The sequence below is a fragment of the Collinsella aerofaciens genome, from assembly GCF_015558785.1.
In the GTDB taxonomy this organism is placed as follows: domain Bacteria; phylum Actinomycetota; class Coriobacteriia; order Coriobacteriales; family Coriobacteriaceae; genus Collinsella; species Collinsella aerofaciens_P.
This window is the reverse complement of sequence record NZ_JADMOP010000001.1, coordinates 146,245-166,280: the sequence shown is the minus strand read 5'-3', so window position 1 is coordinate 166,280 and position 20,036 is coordinate 146,245. Positions and strand designations below refer to the sequence as shown.

General features: G+C 60.0%; 16 protein-coding genes. 4 read left to right on the top strand and 12 right to left on the bottom strand.

All coding sequences use genetic code 11. From position 1 onward, the window contains the following. Positions 1 to 5: 5 nt before the first annotated feature. From I2G40_RS00695 to aspS, 9 genes are all read right to left on the bottom strand, one after another. Positions 6 to 1,520: a tagaturonate reductase gene (locus tag I2G40_RS00695; protein ID WP_195543842.1), complete on the bottom strand. Its 1,515-nt coding sequence runs from the start codon at positions 1,518 to 1,520 to the stop codon at positions 6 to 8. Positions 1,521 to 1,616: 96 nt separating this feature from the next. Further along, positions 1,617 to 3,044, bottom strand: a complete 1,428-nt coding sequence (uxaC, locus tag I2G40_RS00690; protein ID WP_195543841.1) for a glucuronate isomerase — start codon at positions 3,042 to 3,044, stop codon at positions 1,617 to 1,619. Positions 3,045 to 3,504: 460 nt separating this feature from the next. Beyond that, positions 3,505 to 4,584, bottom strand: coding sequence for a LacI family DNA-binding transcriptional regulator (locus I2G40_RS00685; RefSeq protein ID WP_195543840.1), 1,080 nt, complete (start codon positions 4,582 to 4,584; stop codon positions 3,505 to 3,507). A gap of 144 nt (positions 4,585 to 4,728) precedes the next feature. Next, complete coding sequence (locus tag I2G40_RS00680) at positions 4,729 to 4,929, bottom strand: hypothetical protein (protein WP_006234772.1); 201 nt, start codon at positions 4,927 to 4,929, stop codon at positions 4,729 to 4,731. Positions 4,930 to 5,103: 174 nt separating this feature from the next. Then, positions 5,104 to 7,431 carry a ferrous iron transporter B gene (gene feoB, locus I2G40_RS00675; RefSeq protein ID WP_195543839.1) on the bottom strand — a complete coding sequence of 776 codons (2,328 nt, stop codon included), beginning with the start codon at positions 7,429 to 7,431 and terminating at the stop codon, positions 5,104 to 5,106. 123 nt (positions 7,432 to 7,554) lie between these two features. After that, positions 7,555 to 7,776 carry a FeoA family protein gene (locus I2G40_RS00670; protein WP_006234774.1) on the bottom strand — a complete coding sequence of 74 codons (222 nt, stop codon included), beginning with the start codon at positions 7,774 to 7,776 and terminating at the stop codon, positions 7,555 to 7,557. A 40-nt stretch (positions 7,777 to 7,816) separates the two neighbouring features. Beyond that, positions 7,817 to 8,059 carry a FeoA family protein gene (locus I2G40_RS00665; RefSeq protein ID WP_040358815.1) on the bottom strand — a complete coding sequence of 81 codons (243 nt, stop codon included), beginning with the start codon at positions 8,057 to 8,059 and terminating at the stop codon, positions 7,817 to 7,819. A 188-nt stretch (positions 8,060 to 8,247) separates the two neighbouring features. Beyond that, on the bottom strand, positions 8,248 to 8,496 hold the full coding sequence (locus tag I2G40_RS00660; RefSeq protein WP_022094361.1) for an HPr family phosphocarrier protein: 249 nt from the start codon (positions 8,494 to 8,496) through the stop codon (positions 8,248 to 8,250). A 356-nt stretch (positions 8,497 to 8,852) separates the two neighbouring features. Continuing rightward, on the bottom strand, positions 8,853 to 10,640 hold the full coding sequence (aspS, locus tag I2G40_RS00655) for an aspartate--tRNA ligase (protein WP_195543838.1): 1,788 nt from the start codon (positions 10,638 to 10,640) through the stop codon (positions 8,853 to 8,855). A 256-nt stretch (positions 10,641 to 10,896) separates the two neighbouring features. On the opposite strand from aspS, the gene serB reads away from it, so the two are divergent. The 4 genes from serB to I2G40_RS00635 all read left to right on the top strand — a co-directional run bounded on the left by serB (position 10,897) and on the right by I2G40_RS00635 (position 13,899). Continuing rightward, entirely contained in the window at positions 10,897 to 11,532 is a 636-nt protein-coding gene (gene serB, locus I2G40_RS00650; protein ID WP_195543837.1) for a phosphoserine phosphatase SerB, read from the top strand. Between the two features lie 114 nt (positions 11,533 to 11,646). Next, on the top strand, positions 11,647 to 12,429 hold the full coding sequence (gene larB, locus I2G40_RS00645; protein WP_195543836.1) for a nickel pincer cofactor biosynthesis protein LarB: 783 nt from the start codon (positions 11,647 to 11,649) through the stop codon (positions 12,427 to 12,429). Positions 12,430 to 12,439: 10 nt separating this feature from the next. Further along, entirely contained in the window at positions 12,440 to 13,357 is a 918-nt protein-coding gene (larC, locus tag I2G40_RS00640; RefSeq protein ID WP_195543835.1) for a nickel pincer cofactor biosynthesis protein LarC, read from the top strand. A gap of 2 nt (positions 13,358 to 13,359) precedes the next feature. Next, positions 13,360 to 13,899, top strand: a complete 540-nt coding sequence (locus tag I2G40_RS00635) for a TetR/AcrR family transcriptional regulator (RefSeq protein ID WP_195543834.1) — start codon at positions 13,360 to 13,362, stop codon at positions 13,897 to 13,899. Between the two features lie 308 nt (positions 13,900 to 14,207). On the opposite strand, the gene larD is transcribed toward I2G40_RS00635, so the two are convergent. The 3 genes from larD to I2G40_RS00620 all read right to left on the bottom strand — a co-directional run bounded on the left by larD (position 14,208) and on the right by I2G40_RS00620 (position 19,945). Then, a complete protein-coding gene (gene larD, locus I2G40_RS00630) occupies positions 14,208 to 14,939 on the bottom strand; it encodes a D/L-lactic acid transporter LarD (RefSeq protein WP_152067525.1) in 732 nt (243 codons plus the stop codon). A 49-nt stretch (positions 14,940 to 14,988) separates the two neighbouring features. Further along, positions 14,989 to 16,266, bottom strand: coding sequence for a nickel-dependent lactate racemase (larA, locus tag I2G40_RS00625; RefSeq protein ID WP_195521808.1), 1,278 nt, complete (start codon positions 16,264 to 16,266; stop codon positions 14,989 to 14,991). Positions 16,267 to 17,131: 865 nt separating this feature from the next. Then, positions 17,132 to 19,945, bottom strand: coding sequence for a phosphoenolpyruvate carboxylase (locus I2G40_RS00620; protein WP_411266837.1), 2,814 nt, complete (start codon positions 19,943 to 19,945; stop codon positions 17,132 to 17,134). Positions 19,946 to 20,036 lie beyond the last annotated feature (91 nt).

Sequence of the window (20,036 nt, the reverse complement as noted above, 5' to 3'; positions counted from 1 at the left end):
GAAATTTACGCCTGAGCGTTGGCGAAGGCCTGCTTGGCGCCCTCGGCACGCACGACGGCGAGCGCGCTGACGACAAACTCCTCAAGACCTGCGATCTGCGTAAGGTCCTCGCCCCACATCTGCTCGTTGGTGAGCACGTCGTGCACCAGCTGGGCATCGTCGGCGCCGGCATGGGCGGCGTAGAAGTCGAGCACGAAGGCGTCGTCCTGAGCGGTGTACTCGGTGCCGTCGGAGCGACGCAGGTGCAGGCCGTCGCCCTCGCGGGACACGAGCTCCTGCGTGTAGAAGGAGATGAGCGTAGCGAGGCTCGTCGCCAGGCACTTGGGCAGGTTGCCGGTCTCGGCAACGTAGTCCTTGAGCGTGGGCAGGTCGCGAGCGCGCCACTTAGCCGTGGAGTTGAGGCAGATGGAGAGCAGCGCATGATCAATAAACGGGTTGTCGAAGCGGTTTTCGACGGCGGCGGCAAAGGCCTTGCAGTCCTCGACATCCAAGTCGGCGGCAAGCGTCGGAATGACCTCGTCGTAGAGCATGGTGTTCATGAAGCCGCGAATGGTCTCGTCATGCATGCAGTCGCGCACGATATCAAAGCCGGCAACCCAGGAACCCGGAACGAAGGCGGTGTGGGCACCGTTGAGGATGCGGACCTTGCGCTTTTTGTACGGGGTGACGTCGGGAGTCACAAAGACACCCGGAAGACCAGCCTTCACAAAGGGAAGCTTCTCGGCAAGCGACTCGTCGCCCTGGATGCCCCACATCTGGAAGGGCTCGCGCACGGCCAGGAAGGGATCCTCGTAGCCCAGACGCTCAGCCACCGCGGCGGCCTCGGATGCGTCGCGGATACGGCCCGGTACGATGGTGTCGACGAGCGTGGTGCAGACGGTGCAGTCGTTGGCCATCCACTGCGCAAACTCGTCCTCCCAGCCCCAGTCGCTCACATACTGGTTCATGATGCGCAGCAACTCCTCGCCGTTGTGATCGATGAGCTCGCAGGCGAGGACGATGACGCCCGGCTTACCGGCAGCCCAGCGGGTGTGGAGCACCTGGGCAAGCTTGGCGGGGAAGCTCGCGGGTGGCATGTCGTCGGCCTTGCAGGACGGGTCATAGGCGATACCGGCCTCGGTGGTGTTGGAGACGATGATCTCTAGGTCGTCGGAGACGGCGACCTCCATCATGGCGCGGTAGTCGTCCTCACGATACGGGTTAAGGCAGCGGCTGCAGGCGCTGATCACGCGGGACTCGTCAACCGTGTTGCCGTTCTCCTTGCCGCGCACCAGCACGGTGTACAGGTCGTCCTGGGCATTGATACCGTCGGCAAAGCCAAAGGCACCGCTGATGGGCTGCACCATGACGACCTTGCCGTTCCAGCCGGTGGCCTCGTTGCCCATGTCAAAGAAACGGTCGACGAAGGCGCGCAGGAAATTGCCCTCGCCAAACTGCAGAACCTTCTCGGGAGCATCCTTGGGCAGCAAATAGCCCTTGTAGCCGATCTTCTCGAGCGCATCGTAGCTGATGTTCTCCATCTGTGTCTCTCCTTAGATAGCTGTTAGCGTGCAAGCAAAACGGGGGCGCCGCGTGTGGCAACGGCGCTCCCGAGTTCGATGTGATTCGATGCAGGCTTATGCCTCGACGGTGTCCAGGTCAAAGCCAAAGTAGCGGACCGCATTGTTGTAGCTGATGTCGCGTACAACCTCGCCCAGTAGCTCCATGTCGGCCGGGTACTTGCCCTGCTCGACCCACTCGCCGATCACGCTGCACAGCACGCGACGGAAGTACTCGTGGCGCGGATAGGACAGGAAGGAGCGGGAATCGGTAAGCATGCCCACAAAGTTGCCCAGCACGCCCTCGTTAGCCAGAGCCGTGAGCTGCTCGCGCATACCGACCTCGTTGTCGTTGAACCACCAGGCGGAGCCGTTCTGGATCTTACCGGCAGTCGGAGCCTCCTGGAAGCAGCCCATCACGGTATCGATCATGGTGTTGTCGATGGGGTTCAGACTGTACAGGATGGTCTTGGGCAGGCCGCAAGTCTCCTGAATGGAGTTGAGGAAATCGGCGAGCTGGTCGGACGGCGTGTAGTTGGAGATGCAGTCGTAGCCGGTATCGGGACCGAGCTTGGCAAACATGGCGCGATTGTTGTCGCGCTTGCAGCCAAAGTGCAGCTGCATGGCCCAGCCCAGACGGACATACTCGCCAGCGACAAACTGCATAAAGGCAGTCTTGTACTTGAGGACCTCTTCCTCGGTAAGCGGCTCGGCAGCCAGACCCTTGGCAAAGATAGCCTCGATCTCGTCGGCGGTAGCCGGGACGTACATAACGTAGTCGAGTGCGTGGTCGGATGCGCGGCAGCCCAGCTCGTGAGCAACGTCGTAGCGCTTGGAAATGGCAGCCTTCATGCCCTCAAAGTCGCTGACCTCAACGCCGGCAACCTCGGAGAGGTGCTTGCAGTAGTCGGCAAACTCCTGGCCGCGCTCGATGCGCAAAGCGGCATCGGGGCGCATGGCGGGAACGACCTGAACGTCAAAGCTGTCGTCGGCGGCAATCTTCTTGTGCCACTCAAAGCTGTCGGCGGGGTCGTCAGTAGTGCAGATCATGCGGACGTTGGACTGCTTGATCAGGTTGCGGCAGGTGAAACTGGCCTCGGCGAGCTTGGCGTTGGCAAGGTCCCAAACCTCCTGGGCAGTCTTGCCGTTGAGGACGCCCTCGTAGCCAAAGTAGCGCTTAAGCTCCAGGTGGCTCCACTCAAAGACGGGGTTGCCAACGCAGCGACCCAGGGTCTCGGCCCACTTTTGGAACTTCTCGCGAGCAGGGGCGTCGCCAGTGATAAAACGCTCGTCGACGCCGTTGGCACGCATCAGGCGCCACTTGTAGTGGTCGCCGCCCAGCCAAACCTCGGTGATGTTCTCGAAACGCTTGTCCTCCCAAATCTCCTTAGGAGAAATGTGGCAGTGGTAGTCGACGATGGGCATGCCCTCGGCAAAGTTGTGGAACAGCTCCTCGCCGGTCTTGGTGCTCAGCAGGAAATCCTGATCGTCCATGAAGTTTTTCATCAAACAACCCCTTTGTTTGCGGAGCGGGCGCACAATACGCTCGTCATCCTCTAGGTGAACGTTCACTATACTAATCCATTACGACTCAAAAGGTGAACGTTCACCTAACAACCATGGGGTGAACGGTAGGTTTTGCCCGTTCAACGGTTGCCGGAGCTGTGACTTGCATGCATTGCGGACCGGTTGGCGTCCCCGAACACCGAACTTGAGCGCTTTTGCTCAGGTGGGTCATGTCCCGACGTACATTTTTGGGAGTATTCAGCATTGGAGCGCGCCGTGCGCCATCCTCAGCGTCCTATTTGGAACGCAGATAGCGCCCGATCGGCATAAAAAGTGCCCCCGATGGCAAATTACGCCATCGGGGGCACTTAAAACAGTCGTTCTGCACCTCATTCAGGGCATGCCAATGCTGAATACTCCCAAAAATGCACGTCGCAAGAGGGGGTACCTGCTCAATCGGCTAAATACCCGCAAGTTCGCAGTAGCGGTCGACATTGCTGGCAAATACCATCTCGACGGCGCCCTTCTGGACGGGCTCCGTCGGGGTCCTTCCCCACAGCAGATAATCGCCCAGTGTCTTGGCGCCGCGATACGCCAGGCTCGTCGGGTCCTTATAGACAATATTGGTAAAGATACCGCGGCGCAAGGCCAGGGCGCTTTCGGGAAACAGGTCGTTGCCGATCACCATGACCTGACCGGCCTTGCCGGCCGAGACGAGCGCGTCGGCAACCACTTCGGAACCAACGGCAAAAACGCTACAGATAAGTTCAGGGGCGTCCGGCGCACTCAAGCGCTTTTCGAGCTCATGCTCGAGTTGTTTGACTTGCGCATGGGCACCTGCAAGATCCTCAACCTGCCATGGAATATCACGTTCGCGCAGGTAATTGTGGAAGGCGCGGGCGGTTAGATAGTGCGAATCGGTATATGGGTCGCCTGTCAAAAGGAGCACGCGGGCGTCGGCCCCAGAAGCATGGACCAGGTTTGCCGCCTGCTCGGCCATAAGGCTGCCTGCCGTCGAATAATCGGCCAAGCTCGCACCCAAACGATTCAAATGCGGACGGTCGCCGTCGACAAGCTCAATCGTCACGCCCGCCTCGGCGATCTGCCCCAAAAGCTCAGTCGCACGATCGTCGCCCGGCGCATAGGCGAGCAAGCCATCAATCTTCTCGCCCACCTGCAGACGCTCGTCGATTTGCTCGAGTGCATCAGCGTAGCCGCCCACGCCAAATTCAACGCGCTCAACCGTAATGCCCCGGTCGATGACCTCCTGTTCAAAGCGATTGCAGCCTTCCCACAGGTAACGGAAAAAGTACGCTCCCTCGCGCGATGCGCGGGGCAGGCAAAACACCAGATTGATATCCTTGCGGCGCAGGCTTGAGGCACTTGTGTTGCGGTGATAGCCCATGGCCTCGGCCTTAGCGTTCACCTTGGCGCGCACGGATTCGCTCACGCCGGCCTTTCCCGTCAGAGCCTTGTGCACGGTATTGATGGAAACGCCAAGCTCGGCGGCTATGTCCTTCATGGTTACGCGAGCGCTCATGCGGTTACTCCGTTATAGATAAGTTGCCAATTAATAGTCCAGTTAACGATACCCCAAAAATACTCTTCGACTCGCCGTGCTCTCCCTCAAATGCACAAAGCGCCCCGCGAACGGATGCCCGCGGAGCGCTTGGATGTCCGGACCTTATTTGATACCGCGACCCAAGTCTTCGGCGATTTTGTCCACGCCCTTAAGTGCGGCGCACGTCTTTTTGTTGGAGCAATGCCCGGTGCAAACGCCGCCCTGAGCGCAGTCGGCGCAGGTGCCCTTGCGGTAGATGCGCACGCACACGGCGACAAACGCAACGCCGATAACAGCCAGTACAACAATATCGATAGGTGCCATAGCAAGCCTCCTCTAGTTAACCACCACTTACTTTACCCCATTCTCCACCTACCAAAAAGGGACAGGTTTATTTTGGTCGGTTTTATCTGCGGAAACGCCACATCTCCCCCACCAAAAAACCCGGGGTCGCTGGGACACCCGGGCTCGTGGAAAGGGGTTAATCCTTATTCGGACTTAAGCGGAAACTGCGGCGGAAGCAGCGTTGGTCTCGTCCTCGTCGGTCCATGCATGCTTGGGCATGGGACGGAAGATCTGGAAGAGCATCGCAACCAGCAGCACGATAGCCACAACCGTCCAGAAGCCAAACTGACCCAGAACAAGCAGGTTGTAGAACTGGTTGATGAACAGGCCGATCACCCAAGCAAAGGCGCACTCGTAACCGATGGCAATCGCGAACCACTTGCCGGAATCCATCTGGTTGCGGATGGCACCCATGGCAGCAAAACACGGAGCGCACAGCAGGTTGAACGCGCCAAAGGCGACGCAAGCGCCCATGGTGGGGAACATGCCGGCAAACGCGGTCCACAGGCTCGGGTCGGTCTCGGCGGCATCAGCCACGGACAGCAGCGAGCCGGCGGTGGCGACGACGTTCTCCTTGGCGACAAGGCCCGAGACGGACAGCGCTGTTGCCTGCCAGGTGCTAAAGCCAAGCGGGGCGAAGATCCAGGAGACCAGGTTGCCGAGCATGGCAAGCACGGAGTAGTCCATGAACTCCTCGGAGATGCCGTCCATCGCGGGCAGGTAGCCAAAGGAACCGTTGTAGCTACCAAAGTTGGACAGGAACCAAACCACGACAGTGGACGCGAAGATGACCGTGCCGGCCTTCTTGATAAAGGCCCAGCAGCGCTCCCACACGTGCAGCGCCCAAGAGCGGATTGCCGGGAAGTGGTAGGCAGGAAGCTCCATGACGAACGGCGTCGGGCGACCGGCGAAGAGCTTGGTCTTCTTGAGCATCAGACCCGAGCCGATGACGGCGAAAACGCCCAGGAAGTAGAAGAGCGGGCTGATCCACGCGGCGGTGGTGGAAGAATCGCCGATGATGGAACCCATGAGCAGGGCGATGATCGGCAGCTTGGCGCCACAGGGGATGAACGTGGTGGTCATGACCGTCATGCGGCGGTCCTTCTCGTTCTCGATGGTCTTGGTGGCCATGACGCCGGGAACGCCGCAGCCCGAGGTCACGAGCATGGGGATAAAGGACTTACCGGACAGGCCAAAGCGGCGGAACACGCGGTCCATGATGAAGGCGACGCGGGCCATGTAGCCGCAGTCCTCCAGGAAAGAGAGCATCACGAACAACAGGAACATCTGCGGGACAAAGCCCATGATGGCGCCGATGCCGGCCACGATACCGTCGCAGACGAGGGAGTCAACAAGACCGCCGTCCTCGGTGCCGCCCGCCACAAGGGCGTCATGCACCGCGGTGGTGATACCCGGGACATAGGGGCCGTACTGCGCCGGGTCAACCGAGTCGGCATCGTCGCCCGCAGCCTCGACGGCTGCATCGTAGGCATCGCGGCCCTGACCGAGCACATACCAACCGTCGGTGCCAAAGAGCTGGTCGTTGGTGAAGTCGGTCACCGTGCCGCCCAGGGTAGAAACGGCGATGTAGTACACGCAGAACATGATGACGACAAAGATCGGCAAGCCCAGGATACGGTTGGTAACCACACGGTCGATCTTCTCGGAGGTGCTCATCTTGGCCGGGGCCTTGGTGAGGCACTCATCGATGATGTGCGCGATGACGCCATAGCGCTCACCGGTGATGATGGACTCGGCATCGTCGTCGCAGTCCTGCTCGCACTGGGCGACCAGCTCCTCCACGCGAGCGGCCTTCTCCTTGGTGAGGTTGATGAGCTTGCAGGCGTCTGCATCACGCTCGAACAGCTTGACGGCGTAATAGCGACGCTTGTTAGCGGGAACGCTCGCCGGCAGGTTGTTCTCGATGTGGTCCAGAACGTCCTCGATGGAGGAGTCGAACTTGTGCTCCGGCACCTCGCCCTTAGAAGCAGCGGACTTCTTAACCTGCTCGAACAGCTCCTTGATGCCCTTGTTCTTAAGGGCCGAGATCATCATGACCGGGCAGCCGAGCTTCTTGGAGAGCTTGTCCGTGTCGATCTTGTCGCCGTTCTTCTCGACCAAGTCGGCCATGTTGAGGGCAACGACCACGGGCAGGCCGGTCTCGATAACCTGAAGCGCCAGGTACAGGTTGCGCTCGAGGTTGGTGGCGTCGACCACCTGGACGACTACATCGGGCTCGCCGCTCATGAGGTAATCGCGCGAGCATTGCTCCTCGGGGCTGTAGGGGGAAAGCGAGTAGATGCCGGGGAGGTCCGTGATGGTAACGTTCTTGTCGCTTAGGAGCTTGGCTTCCTTTTTCTCAACCGTGACGCCGGGCCAGTTGCCAACGTAGCCATTGGCGCCGGTGATCAGGTTGAAAAGCGTGGTCTTGCCGCAGTTGGGGTTACCCGCCAGCGCGACATGGATCTGAGAATCCGCCATTCAATCCTTCTTCCTTGTGTGCCTGCGCTGCTTTCTCCGCGCAGACTGGATAATGTGCTTCAAAGATGCTGCATCAAGTTAGAAAAACCTAACTTTATCTGCAGAAATATGCGCCGCGAGTCCTTACTGAACCTCGACGACGGCAGCCTCCTCCTTGCGGATGGAAAGCTCGTAGCCGCGCACGTTGATCTCGACCGGATCACCGAGCGGTGCAACCTTCACGACCTTGAACGAAGTGCCCTTGATGAGCCCCAGGTCCATAAGGTGGCGGCGAAGCGCACCCTCACCGTGAAGCTTGACGATGGTGGAGCTCTCGCCCACCTTAACGTCACCCAACGTCTTCATTTACTTGTCCCCCTTTCAGTGCGTACAGAAATACCGTCGACTAACCGACGGTCATGATGTGCATGGCAACCTTGGAATCGATACCAAAGCGTGCGCCCAGCACCGTGACGATGATATTGGCGCCACTCGAGCTCACCACGTGGATTTCGCTGCCCTCGACAAAGCCGAGGTCCTTGAGGTGGTGCTTCATATCCTCATTGCCCTTTACACGAGACACGCGCACGGTTTCGCCCGCTTTTACCATCGAAAGCGGCATGGCCGGCATCTGCGGTCCGCAAGACATGAGTGGCTCCTAACGTCAGTTCGTCCTCAACATCGACGCGTTAAAAGTTAACCACGTCTATGTTCGCTTTAGTAAACTAACACGTAGTTAACTTTTTGGAAAGGGTCCCCATTCAGATTTCGAAAAAGTTTCCCATACGAAACAAAAGGGCGCGGCAAAGGACCATCCTTTACCACGCCCTGTCATGCTTAAAGCGAGAGATTTCTGATCGACGTAACGCAGGAAGCCTCATCTACGCCCGAAACGCGGAAGATGATGTCCTCGCCACACTCGCCGTAGAGAGCCATGAGTCCCATGACATCGCGGCCATCCGTGTGGCGATCGCCAATGCTGACTGACACGTCGCTACGATGCTTGGCAATGATGTCATAGAGCAGCGCAACCGGGCGGGCATGTAGTCCCAACGGATCTTTAATCGTCTTTGTAAACTCGACCATGTCCCCTCCCGCGGCATCGCACATTCGGCCGGCAAACCCAGCCACGTGGTAGTTATTGTAGCGTTAGATGCTTGTTGAGGGTGGGACGGAAACCGCATCCCATTTCGAGCGTCAATGATGGGACACAGTTTCCGCCAGAAGGCTCAACCGGAAAGTGCGTCCCATTATTTGGCTGGATTCTGGGTCGCAGTTTCCAAAAGGACCCTGTTTGGGAAACTGCGACCCGTTCTGGACGCAAATTCCGGGTCGTAGTTTCCGCGACGCCCAGTCAACCTATACCCTCGCAACCTCGGCGCATAAAAAACGAGGGAAGGCACGCGTCCTTCCCTCGTTGCGGGCAATATGTAGCCGCTCGCCTACATCAGGCGCAGGCTGACGTCCTTGAGCTGGGCGCCACTAACGGCACTCGGGGCGCCCGACATAAGGTCGGAGCCGCTGGCCGTCTTGGGGAACGCCATGACGTCGCGGATGGAGTCGGAGCCGGAGAGCAGCATGCACACGCGGTCCAGGCCCAGAGCAAAACCGCCCATCGGGGGCGCACCAAACTTGAGAGCCTCCATGAGGAAGCCAAACTGCGACTCGGCGCGCTCCTCGGTAAAGCCCAGGAGCTTGAGCATGGACATCTGCATCTCGGCGTTGTGGATACGCATACCACCGCCGCCGGCCTCAAAGCCGTCCATGACAAAGTCGTAGGTGCAAGAACCGGCTGCCAGCGGATCGGCCTCAATCTTGGCGATGTCGGTCTCGGTCGGCAGGGTAAAGGGCTGATGCTCGGCAGCGTAAGCCTTGCGGTCCTCATCCCAGTGGAACAGCGGGAAGTTGACGACCCACAGGAAGTCGTGGCCCTCGCGCTTGATCTCGAGCGCGTTGGCCATGTGGGAGCGCATGCCGCCCAGGATCTCGTCGGAGAGCAGGCGCGGACCGGCGGCGAACATCACAAGGTCGCCGGGCTCGACGTCCATGCGCTCGCGCAGAGCCGCCATCTCCTCGTCCGAGAAGAACTTGACGATGGGGCTGTTGATAGAGCCGTCCTCACGGAAAGCGATCCAGGCCAAACCCTTGGCGCCAAACGTAGAGGCCACGCCGGCGAGCTTATCGATCTTGGCACGTGCCCAGGCACCGGCGCCCTTGGCGTTGATGGCCTTGACGACAGAGCCCTCCTCGTTCGCGGCAGTCGCAAAGACCTTGAACTTGGAGTTGGCAAAGATGTCGGTCAGGTCGACCAGGTGCATGCCATAGCGGGTATCGGGCTTGTCGGAGCCATAGGTGTCCATGGCCTCCCAGTAGTTCATGCGACGCAGCGGCGTGGGCATCTCGACACCCATGCGGCCGAAGGCATCGGACAGGACTTCTTCGAGCGCGCTCATGACATCGTTCTGGTCCACGAAGGACATCTCGATATCGACCTGGGTGAACTCGGGCTGACGGTCGGCACGCAGGTCCTCGTCGCGGAAGCACTTGGCAACTTGGTAGTAGCGCTCGACGCCACCGACCATAAGCAGCTGCTTCAGGAGCTGCGGGGACTGCGGCAGGGCGTAGAAGTTACCCGGCTGGATACGGCTGGGAACGATGAAGTCGCGAGCGCCCTCGGGCGTGGACTTAAACAGGGAGGGCGTCTCGACCTCCATGAACTCACGGTTGTGCAGCGCCTCGCGAATGGCAAAGGTGAAGTCGGAGCGCAGCTTGAGGTTGGCCATCATCTCGGGACGGCGAAGGTCCAGATAGCGATAGCGCAGACGGGTGTCCTCGCTGGTCTCGATGCCGTCCTCGATCTGGAAAGGCGGGGTGACAGACGTGTTGAGCACCTCAGCGTGGTCGGTCAGGACCTCGATCTCGCCGGTCGCGAGCTTGGTGTTGGTGGTCTCCTCGCCACGAGCGCGCACGACGCCGTGGATCTTGATGGGCCACTCGGGACGCATGGTCTCGGCGATCTTAAAGGCATCGCCATCGGAGTGCTCGGGGTCGAAGGTGAGCTGCGTGATGCCCTCGCGGTCGCGAAGGTCGCAGAAAATAAGGCCGCCGTGGTCGCGGCGACGGCTCACCCAACCGGTGAGGGTGACCTCTTCGCCCACGTTCTCGAAGCGAAGCTCGCCGCAGGTACGGGTGTGCATGGAATGCTCGTCGATGGGACGGGTCTGGCTCATACCAGTGATCCTCCTTTATGGATCTGTGCCGCCCCGTGTCGTTCCGGGCGGCGTCGTACAGATTTGCCCAGCCTGCGTAAACCGCGCAGCCGGACATGGCGTTCTATCTTATCGCACCCGCGTCGATGTGCCGCGAAAAAGTAGCTCTTGCCCAAAGACTTGACGGAGACGAAACAATTGACGCGGCCTGGCCGTCGCCCAGGCGCGCCGCGTGCGACAATGTGCCCCAATACAACTGCACTAGGAAAGGCCCGCCATGACTGCACGCCTCATCGTTATGGATATCGACTCCACGCTCATCAACCAGGAGGTCATCGACCTGTTGGGCGAGGAGGCCGGCGTAGGCGAGCAAGTTGCACAGATCACCGAACGCGCCATGCGCGGCGAGCTCGACTTTAAGCAGGCACTCGAGGAGCGCGTAAGGCTGCTTGCCGGCCTTGACGAGAGCGTGTTCGAACGCACCTTTGCGCGCGTGACGTTTACCCCCGGCGCGCTGGAGCTTGTGCGCTCGGCGCACAGCAAGGGCTGGAAGGTCGGCGTAGTAAGCGGCGGTTTCCACGAGGTCGCCGACAAGATCGTGGCTGCCGCGGGTATCGACTTTTGCCTCGCTAACCGCCTGGAGGTCGTGAACGGCAAGCTCACCGGCAAGCTGGCGGCAGACATTGTGACCAAGGAGTCCAAGCTCATCCAGCTGCTGGATTGGGCGGTTGAGTGCGGTGTCGATATGGCCAATACCGTCGCGATCGGCGACGGCGCCAACGACATCCCCATGATTCAGGCCGCGGGCACGGGCATCGCGTTTTGCGCCAAGCCCAAGACGCGCGAAGCCGCCCCGTTTGCCATCGACGAGCGCAACCTGATGCTCGCCATGGACATCATCCTGCGCGACTAGCCGATCTGTCTAACAATTAAATCAGTCTGTCCTATAGTTTCCGAACAATTTTGTCTTAGTGTTCGGAAAAATACCTTTTGAGTGCTAGACTTTGCGCCGTCGAAGGGAACATATATGGATAAGCGAGATCTTGAGCAGTTGCTGAGCGATGTTGCCGGCGGATCAGTCACCCCGGCAGTCGCCCTTACGCGCATCCAGACGGCTCCGACCGCCGATCTGGGCTTTGCGCAGCTCGATCTTTCGCGCGGAGTGCGCCAGGGAGCCGGCGAGGTTGTCTACGGTGCCGGTAAAACCGCCGAGCAGATTGCCGCCATTATCGAAGCACTGCGCGATGCCGGCCAGGAGCGCATCCTGGTCACGCGCCTGGATGCCGAAAAAGCCGCGCGCACCGCTGAGCTTCTCGGCAACGGCATTGACCTGGGATATGTCCCGAACGCACAGCTCGCCCTCGTGGGCGGCAAGCCCTCCCCTACCGGCAACGGACGCATCGTCGTCGCCTGCGCCGGCACGAGCGACTTGCCCGTCGCCGAGGAAGCCGCGTTGACGGCCGAATTCTATGGCAACGAGGTCGACCTCCTCTACGACGTGGGTGTCGCCGGCCTGCACCGCCTGCTCGCGCATGCCGAGGAACTTGCACAGGCGCAGGTGATCATTGCCGTCGCCGGCATGGAGGGCGCGTTGGCGAGCGTTATCGGCGGCCTGGTGAGCTGTCCGGTCATCGCCGTTCCCACCAGCGTGGGCTACGGCGCAAGCTTTGGTGGCGTAGCCGCGCTGCTCGCCATGCTCAACTCCTGTGCCAGCGGCGTTTCGGTCGTCAATATCGACAACGGCTTTGGTGCCGCCTACCAGGCAAGTCTTATCAATCATCTGAGCGCCGGCACATCCCGCGCCCGATAAGGAGCATTCCATGTCCAACCATCAGCACACGCTTATCATCGACGGAACCTCGGGCATCAGCGGCGATATGACCGTCGCGGCTCTGCTCGACCTGGGCGCCAGCGAGGAGCACCTGCGCGAACAGCTCGCCACGCTGCCGGTCGACGGCTTTGAGATTGCCGTTACACGCGTAAACAAGCATGGCATCGACGCCTGCGATTTCGACGTCCAGCTGGCAGAGGAGCTCGAGAACCACGACCACGAGATGGCCTGGCTCTACGGCAACGAAGCAGCTGCCGAGCACACGCACGAGCATGAGCACCACCATCATGATCATGGCGAGCACGAGCACTGCCATGAGCATGACCATGAGGCCCACAGCAACGGCCATGACCACGAGGGCCATCATCACGCCCACCACCATCACCACCGTTCTTTGGCGGACGTCACCGCCATCATCGATGGCTCGCAGCTAAGCGATGGCGCCAAGCGTCGCGCCCTCGCCATTTTTTCCGTACTCGCTGCTGCCGAGGCCAAGGCTCACGGCAAAACGCCCGACACCGTCATGTTTCACGAGGTGGGCGCCGTCGACTCCATCGTCGACGTCTGCTCTGTCGCCATCTGCCTCGACGACCTGGGTATTGAGGACATCGTGGTCGAGTCGCTCTCCGAGGGCCACGGAACCATCCGCTGCGCCCATGGTCTCATGCCCATTCCCGTCCCCGCTGTCGTCAACCTGTGCCAGGCGGGCAATATCGCCCTCACGCCTACACCGGTCGCCGGCGAGCTCGTGACGCCCACGGGCGCCGCCATCGTCACCGCACTGCGTACGTCCGACCAACTGCCCTCACGCTACCGCATCGAAGCCGTCGGCTACGGCGCCGGCAAGCGCCCCTACGAGGGTTGCACCGGTACGCTCCGCTGCCTGCTCGTTCACGCGGACGCATAGCCATGGATGCCCGCAAGGCAAAAAGCCGTGCTGCCATCGTTGCGGCGTTCTCCGAGCTGCTGCGCGAAGAGGACTACGGCAAGATCACCGTCGGCGACATCATCGCTCGCGCTCACGTAGGCCGCGCGACATTCTACGGTCTCTTTAAGAGCAAAGACGACCTACTGTCCCAGCTCGTGAGCGACATCTGCACCCACGCCCTCGACGACGATGGCATACCGCTCGACGACCCACTCGTACAGGTCGAGCATATCCTCAACAACCTCTGGGAACGCCGTCAGGGCGTACGGGCACTGGTAGCCGGCGCCGGCTCACGCGTCTTCGCCGACTGCCTCCGCAAGACCATCATGTCACGAGCAGCCGAAACCGTCCCCGTCGACCCCGCAGGCCCCGCTGGCACCATGGACCGCAGCTTCTTACTACACCACATAGCCTCAAGCTTCGTAGCCACCGTCCAATGGTGGGCCTGGCACAACTTCCAAGCAGACAAAGCCGACGTAGCCAAAGACTACTTATCAGCCATAAAACCCCTCTTCAACTAAGTAAGAACATCATCCCAAAGCATCGCCCCAACCCAGGGCGCCACGCATCCCAAAGTGTCACTCGCGCTTCACCGCCCTCAACAGCAACAAGCCCCTCCCATCCAAATCCAAATTCAGATTTATATGTTGGGCTGCTTGCTCGAGCGCAGCAAAGACCCCGCAGCTGGCCGCATGGGGTAACTTCCCAGCGCATTCCGCAGGACGCAAAAAGGCTCGCCGCACGAAGTGCGCAGCGAGCCTTTTTGCATGTCCGAGGACGCGCTGGGAAGTTACCCCATGCGGCCAGCGGACAACTATGTAGCCTCAGACTAGAACATGCCCAAGAAACCATGCACAAACAGCGCGGCCAGAGCGGCACCGACAAACGGCGCGATGCCAGGAACGAGCAGGCCGTACTTCCAGTTGTTGTCAGCCTTGTTCTTGATCGGCAGCACCTGATAGGCCATGCGAGGACCAAGGTCACGAGCCTGGTTCATGGCGAAGCCGGTGATGCCGCCCATGCCCATGCCAACGGCCCAAACGATCAGTCCGACGCAGATGGCGAGCATCAGAACGTTCTCGCCAGCGCGGCTAGCGGCAGCAAGGATGGCGCTGATGAACACGAAGGTGCAGATAGCCTCGCAGAAGAAGTTGCGGGCATAGTTCGTGCCCTCGGTAGTAGGGTTGGTCGAGAAGATGTTGCGCTGGGCAATAGGGTCGACGACGCCCTCGGAAGCCTTGAACTCATCGGCATACATAAGCCAAGCGATTACGGCGCCCACAAAGCCGCCGAGCATATCGGCAATCATGAAGGGGATGCAGCTGCTCCACGGCACCAGGCCTACGATGCACTGGGCAAGCACCATGGCGGGGTTCATGCACACGGCGCCGCCAAAGACAAACAGGCAGACCGAGATGCCAAAAGACCAGGTGGTGATGGCAAACATGTGGCCGGAGCCCTGATACTTGGTGCCCTTAAGCACGGTATCGCAGTGCACGCCCACGCCAAAGATGATCATGAGGGCCGTTGCGCCGAATTCGCAGAGGAGTTTGGTAAGCATAAAACCTTATCTTTCTTGTCGGTTATAAACGATTCGTTTGAGCCGCGCACTAGTGCTGAGCGACAACAACGCCCAGGCCATCGGGAATGACGGCCACCTTGGCATCGGCACCCTTCATCTCAAAGGCGAGCTTGAGCGCCTCCTCGAGGGTGTTGACCGGCGTCATGTGCATATCCTTGATCATCTGGTGATCGCACAGATCGGTGACCATGATCACAGGGTGATGTGCCAGGATGCGGGCAAAGATCTGGCTCGTCCACTGGTCGGGCAGGGTCTCGTCCTTAGGACGGTCGATGCAGGCCCGCTCAAACTCTGCCGGATCATTGTCGGCGATGTTGTGATAGAAGCCCTCGCCACCGTGACCGTCGGCACAGCCGGCGACGTCGATGATCACACCGCCCTCGGGAAGCGTAGCCTCGGCAGAGCACATGCCCTTCACGGCCTGGTAGATGTTCTGGTCGAGCGGGTAGCCGCCGTTGGTGGTGATGGCAATCTCGCACTCAACGGGCTCAACGCCGGCAAGGCTCTTGACGAACTCGCAGCCAGCCTCGTGCGCCTTGTGAATGTCGCCGGCAAAGGAGCCGATGACCTCGTGCTTGCCGTTGAGCACCACGTTAAGCACAAAGGCAAGGTGAGCCATCTCGGCGGCAGCAAACATGTCCTCGCTTACGTGGTTGTGGCACAGGTTGCCGGCACGCGAGTGGGAATCATTCACAAACTGACCGTTGTGGTTGTACATGATGGTCTTGTAGCTGGCGATGCCAGGCAGGACGGACTTGCGGCTACCAGAGAAACCGGCAAAGAAGTGCGGCTCAATAAAGCCCTCGGCAAGCAGCAGATCGCAATCGGCGGCAATCTTGTTGATGATGCACTCGCCACCGGAAGGCAGGGTGCCGATCTTTTTCATCATGCTGTCGTCAGTCGCGACGTGCATAACGATTTCCTCGTTGGCAACGATCTCCTCGCCGTACTTGTTGACGAGCTCCTCGTGCGTCGAAGGACGATGCATACCCGTAGCAACCAAAATACGCACTCGAGCCTCGGGCGCAGCGGAATGGATGTGATGCAGCAGAATAGGCATCGTCACACGCGAGGGAACAGGGCGCGTATGATCGGAGCTAATGATGACAATATCCTTCTTGCCAGCACAAAGCTCCTCGAGCGAAGGCGAGCCATAAGGGTTGGCAAGTGACTCCTCTACCAGCTCTTCCTGTGATTTTGTAGTCTTAAACTCGTTTTGATGACCTTCCATCACACCCGCGAAGTTCTTATCCTCGAGCTCCAGATGCAACGTCTTGTGGTCAAACGGCAGTTCACATTCAAACAATGACGAGCGCCCTCTTCCTTTCAACTGACACACTAGATAAACCGTTGGAAGGATACGCCGCTCACCGAAAAACACCACCGTCCACCGACTCATTAACACAACGTTCATATTTGACCCACAACAAAACGGCCGCGATCCCAAAGGGAACCGCGGCCGCCTGTCAAAGACACTATAGACAGGATGATTTACGCAGCGCCGAGGCAAACTTCTACCCCGAGACGTTCGCACGTAAGCCATTTTGCATAAATGCGTTAATTAATTGCATATAATGGCGCATGGATTTCTAGTCGTAACAGGGTGGTACCCTCCGGAGCGTGCATTTTTGCGAGTATTCAGCATCGCGGGATAAGATTCTGGTGTCAAAAGTCTTTCAAAAGGTAGATAGTCCTCATGACTCGTCCCATCTGGATAGCATGCGACGAGAAACCAGCCATATATGAACATCGCCAAAGCCCAATCGTCGTGCAAAAGCATCAACAGGGGCCGCAAACGTCACCCATAGCCTTATGCACCAATCTTTGGCTGCTGAAAACTCCGTATTTTGCACGTCACCCCAAGCACCACCCTCACCCAGCGGCTGATCCGCCGTAAACCGAGGACGAAAGGACCCGATGGGTTTCCCTCTGAATGCACTCCGCAGCACGAAGCCCCTTCCAAACGCGCGAAGCGCGCCATTAATTCCCCCAGCCAGTAATCCGCCGAAGACCGGACATCGCAGGGCCCGCCATCAGTTTACTTTTAGGCACACTCCGCAGGACGCAAGAAGCCCTCGCCGCACGAAGTGCGCAGCGAGGGCTTCTTGCATGTCCGAGGACGTGCCTAAAAGTAAACTGATGGCGGGCCCGGACGACTACAGGGCTATCGATTACCCCGTGTTCTGCAGTCCTGCCGAGACGCCGGTCACAGTCGAAAGAATCAGGCTCATGTACTCGGCCTTCTTCTCCTCGGCCATCTCGTCCTGGTTCATACGCACCTCGCGAAGGGCGCGGACCTGGGCGATGGACAGGGCGTCGACGTAGGGGTTGCGCACGCGGACAGCGCAACCGAGCACGCGGCGGCGCTGCAGCGGCCACTCGTCACCGACGATGGCAAGGACCCACTTACGGGTGAGCTGCATCTCGGTAAAGACCTTCTCGGACAAATCCTGGCGATCGCCCAGGTGCAGATACATCTTGGCGATGCGCTGGTCGGTCTTGGCGATCGACATCTCGATGTTGTCGATAAAGGTGCGGAAGAACGGCCACTCCTGGTAGGCAGCCTTGAGCTGGTCAAGATCGCCCAGCTGCTCACAGGCGGTGCCCAGGCCGTACCAAGCGGCCAGATTGATGCGCGCCTGGCTCCAGCTGAAGATCCACGGAATGGTACGCAGGTCGTCGAGCGACTTGGCGCCCAGGCCGCGCTTGGCGGGACGCGAGCCAATCGGCAGCAGACCGACCTCGGTCAGCGGCGTCACGGTCGAGAACCACGGTGTAAAGTCCTCGGTGTTCAGCAGGTCCAGATAGCGCTCATGGCTTACTGTGTTGAGCTTCTCTGCCATATCCCAGAACTTCTGCGTGGTCTCGGTGTTAGTCTTCTCGACACTCGGGGCCGACTGCAAAAGCGTTGCGGCGGCAACGGACTCAACATGGCGCTGAGCCAGCGTGCGGTTGCCGTAACGGGCAAAAATGACCTCGCCCTGCTCGGTGAGCTTAAAGAAGCAGTTGACCGAACCCTTGGGCTGCGCCAGCACGGCCTTGTTGGCCGGGCCGCCGCCACGGCCAACGGCACCGCCGCGACCGTGCATGAGCACCAGGTCGATATCGTTCTTCTCGGCCCACTTGGCGATGCGCTCCTGCGCGGAATGCAGCGCGAGCATGGCCGTGGTAGGACCGGCGTCCTTGGAGGAGTCGGAATAGCCCAGCATAACCTCCATGCGGCGGTTGGTCTGGGCAAGACGCTTCTGTACCACGGGCAGCGTAAGCATCTGGTCGAGCACGTCGACGCAGCCCTCGAGGTCCTCGAGCTGCTCGAATAGCGGGATCACGTCGAGCTCGGGGACATCTTCCTCGTGTGCGAAGGACAGGTGGGCCAGCTCGAAGACGTCAGCCACATGCTGGGCGCTCTTGGTAAACGAGATGATGTAGCGGTGCGCCATCTTCTTGCCGTAGCGCTTTTGGATGGAGCCGATAGCACGGAAGGTATCGATGACTTCGCGCGTCATGGGCTGCAGGTCGCCATGGATACCGTTCTCGTGGATATCCTTGAGGGCGCGGGCATGCACCACGGAATGCTGACGGAACTCCATCTCGACCATATGGAAGCCGAAGGACTCGACCTGCCAGATGATGGTCTGGACCGGGCCGTAGGCAGCACGGACGGCACCGCAGGCGGCCAGCGAACGCTGGACGACGCGCAGGTCGTCCAGGAACTCATCGGCGCTGTGGTACATGGTGTCGGTGATGCGACGCACGGTGGCGTTCAGACGGTCGGCCATGACGAGCATGACGGCGCGATGCGGCTCGTGCTCGGAGATCAGCTCGGCGCGGGCCGTGTACCGAGGGCTCATCTCGACCTGATGGTTCCACAGGTTAATGAGCTCGGCAGAAGGCTTGCTGTAGGTGGCCTCGAGCGTGAGGTTACGGCCGATGCGGCGGCATTTGTCCTCGAGTTTGAGCACCATGTGGGTGAAGTACTTGGCGGCGACCTCGCGGCTCACCTTGGCGGTAACGTTGGGGTTGCCGTCACGGTCGGAACCGATCCAGCTGCCGGGGTGGAAGAACGCCGGGCACAGCGGCGGCACGGTGCCGGCCTTGTCGCCCAGCACCCAGTCGTCAAAACGACGGTAGATGACGGGGATAACGTCGAACAGCGTGTTATCGAAGATGTCGATGATGGTATCGGCTTCCTCGACCGGCGTGGGCTTCTTTAACGCGATGGGGCTCGTGCGTACCAGGGCGTCGATCTCTTGCAGCATATGGCGCTCGTTCTCCACCAGGTCGGAGCCGCCCAGACGCGGACGCTCCTCCAGCAGGTTGGAGATACGGCGAATCTTGCCCTCGACGGCCTTGCGACGGGCCTCGGTGGGATGCGCGGTAAAGACGGGATGGAACTCAAGCTTGCCGAGCAGCTCGTTGGCGCCCTCGACGCCCAGCTCATTCACCAGCTGGTGATAGGCGACGGTGAGCTCGTTGGCGGGATCGACCTCGGTATCGGTCGACGCACCGGCCTCGCGCTCGCGCAGCTGCGCCACACGGTAGTTCTCCTCCGACAGGTTTGCCAAATGGAAGAAGCTCGTAAAGGCGCGGACAATGACCTGCTGCTTATCGAGCGGCAGGCTGTCGATCAGATCGACGACCTCACGAAATGCCACGGCAGTGGGCTCGTCGGCGGTGGGCACGCCCTGCTCGTCGACGACTTCGTCGGCAGCGCGGGTACCGGGGTTGCCGGCATTGGCCACAATCTCGGCCAACAGGATCTTGTCGAACAGGTCCGCGATCTCAGGATCATACTCGCTAAGCACACGACGCTCCAGGCGCAGGAACAGCGCCAGATTATCGCGCAGCTCCTCGGGGATCTCGATCTCGGCGAGACGCTCCCTGGACTCGGCATTCGAGCCGATTCGGTTAACGAGGCGGTTGACCACGGCAGCGACGCGCGCCGCGGCTTCGGGTACAGACTGGTTGCTTAGGTTCTCAGCCACGTTTCCTCCCATTCCTCTTTCTATGCACGTAACATGCGGTATTCATTATAGGCGCTTGAGAAATACTTTCGACACTGATTGCGCTTTACCA

Excerpts from the sequence above, each read along its gene's own strand:
- I2G40_RS00680 (WP_006234772.1), bottom strand. The coding sequence starts at position 4,929 with ATGGCACCTATCGATATTGTTGTACTGGCTGTTATCGGCGTTGCGTTT.
- I2G40_RS00660 (WP_022094361.1), bottom strand. The coding sequence starts at position 8,496 with ATGGTCGAGTTTACAAAGACGATTAAAGATCCGTTGGGACTACATGCC.
- I2G40_RS00665 (WP_040358815.1), bottom strand. The coding sequence starts at position 8,059 with ATGTCTTGCGGACCGCAGATGCCGGCCATGCCGCTTTCGATGGTAAAA.
- feoB (WP_195543839.1), bottom strand. The coding sequence starts at position 7,431 with ATGGCGGATTCTCAGATCCATGTCGCGCTGGCGGGTAACCCCAACTGC.
- uxaC (WP_195543841.1), bottom strand. The coding sequence starts at position 3,044 with ATGAAAAACTTCATGGACGATCAGGATTTCCTGCTGAGCACCAAGACC.
- larD (WP_152067525.1), bottom strand. The coding sequence starts at position 14,939 with ATGCTTACCAAACTCCTCTGCGAATTCGGCGCAACGGCCCTCATGATC.
- I2G40_RS00695 (WP_195543842.1), bottom strand. The coding sequence starts at position 1,520 with ATGGAGAACATCAGCTACGATGCGCTCGAGAAGATCGGCTACAAGGGC.
- I2G40_RS00685 (WP_195543840.1), bottom strand. The coding sequence starts at position 4,584 with ATGAGCGCTCGCGTAACCATGAAGGACATAGCCGCCGAGCTTGGCGTT.
- serB (WP_195543837.1), top strand. The coding sequence starts at position 10,897 with ATGACTGCACGCCTCATCGTTATGGATATCGACTCCACGCTCATCAAC.
- aspS (WP_195543838.1), bottom strand. The coding sequence starts at position 10,640 with ATGAGCCAGACCCGTCCCATCGACGAGCATTCCATGCACACCCGTACC.
- I2G40_RS00635 (WP_195543834.1), top strand. The coding sequence starts at position 13,360 with ATGGATGCCCGCAAGGCAAAAAGCCGTGCTGCCATCGTTGCGGCGTTC.
- I2G40_RS00670 (WP_006234774.1), bottom strand. The coding sequence starts at position 7,776 with ATGAAGACGTTGGGTGACGTTAAGGTGGGCGAGAGCTCCACCATCGTC.
- larB (WP_195543836.1), top strand. The coding sequence starts at position 11,647 with ATGGATAAGCGAGATCTTGAGCAGTTGCTGAGCGATGTTGCCGGCGGA.
- larC (WP_195543835.1), top strand. The coding sequence starts at position 12,440 with ATGTCCAACCATCAGCACACGCTTATCATCGACGGAACCTCGGGCATC.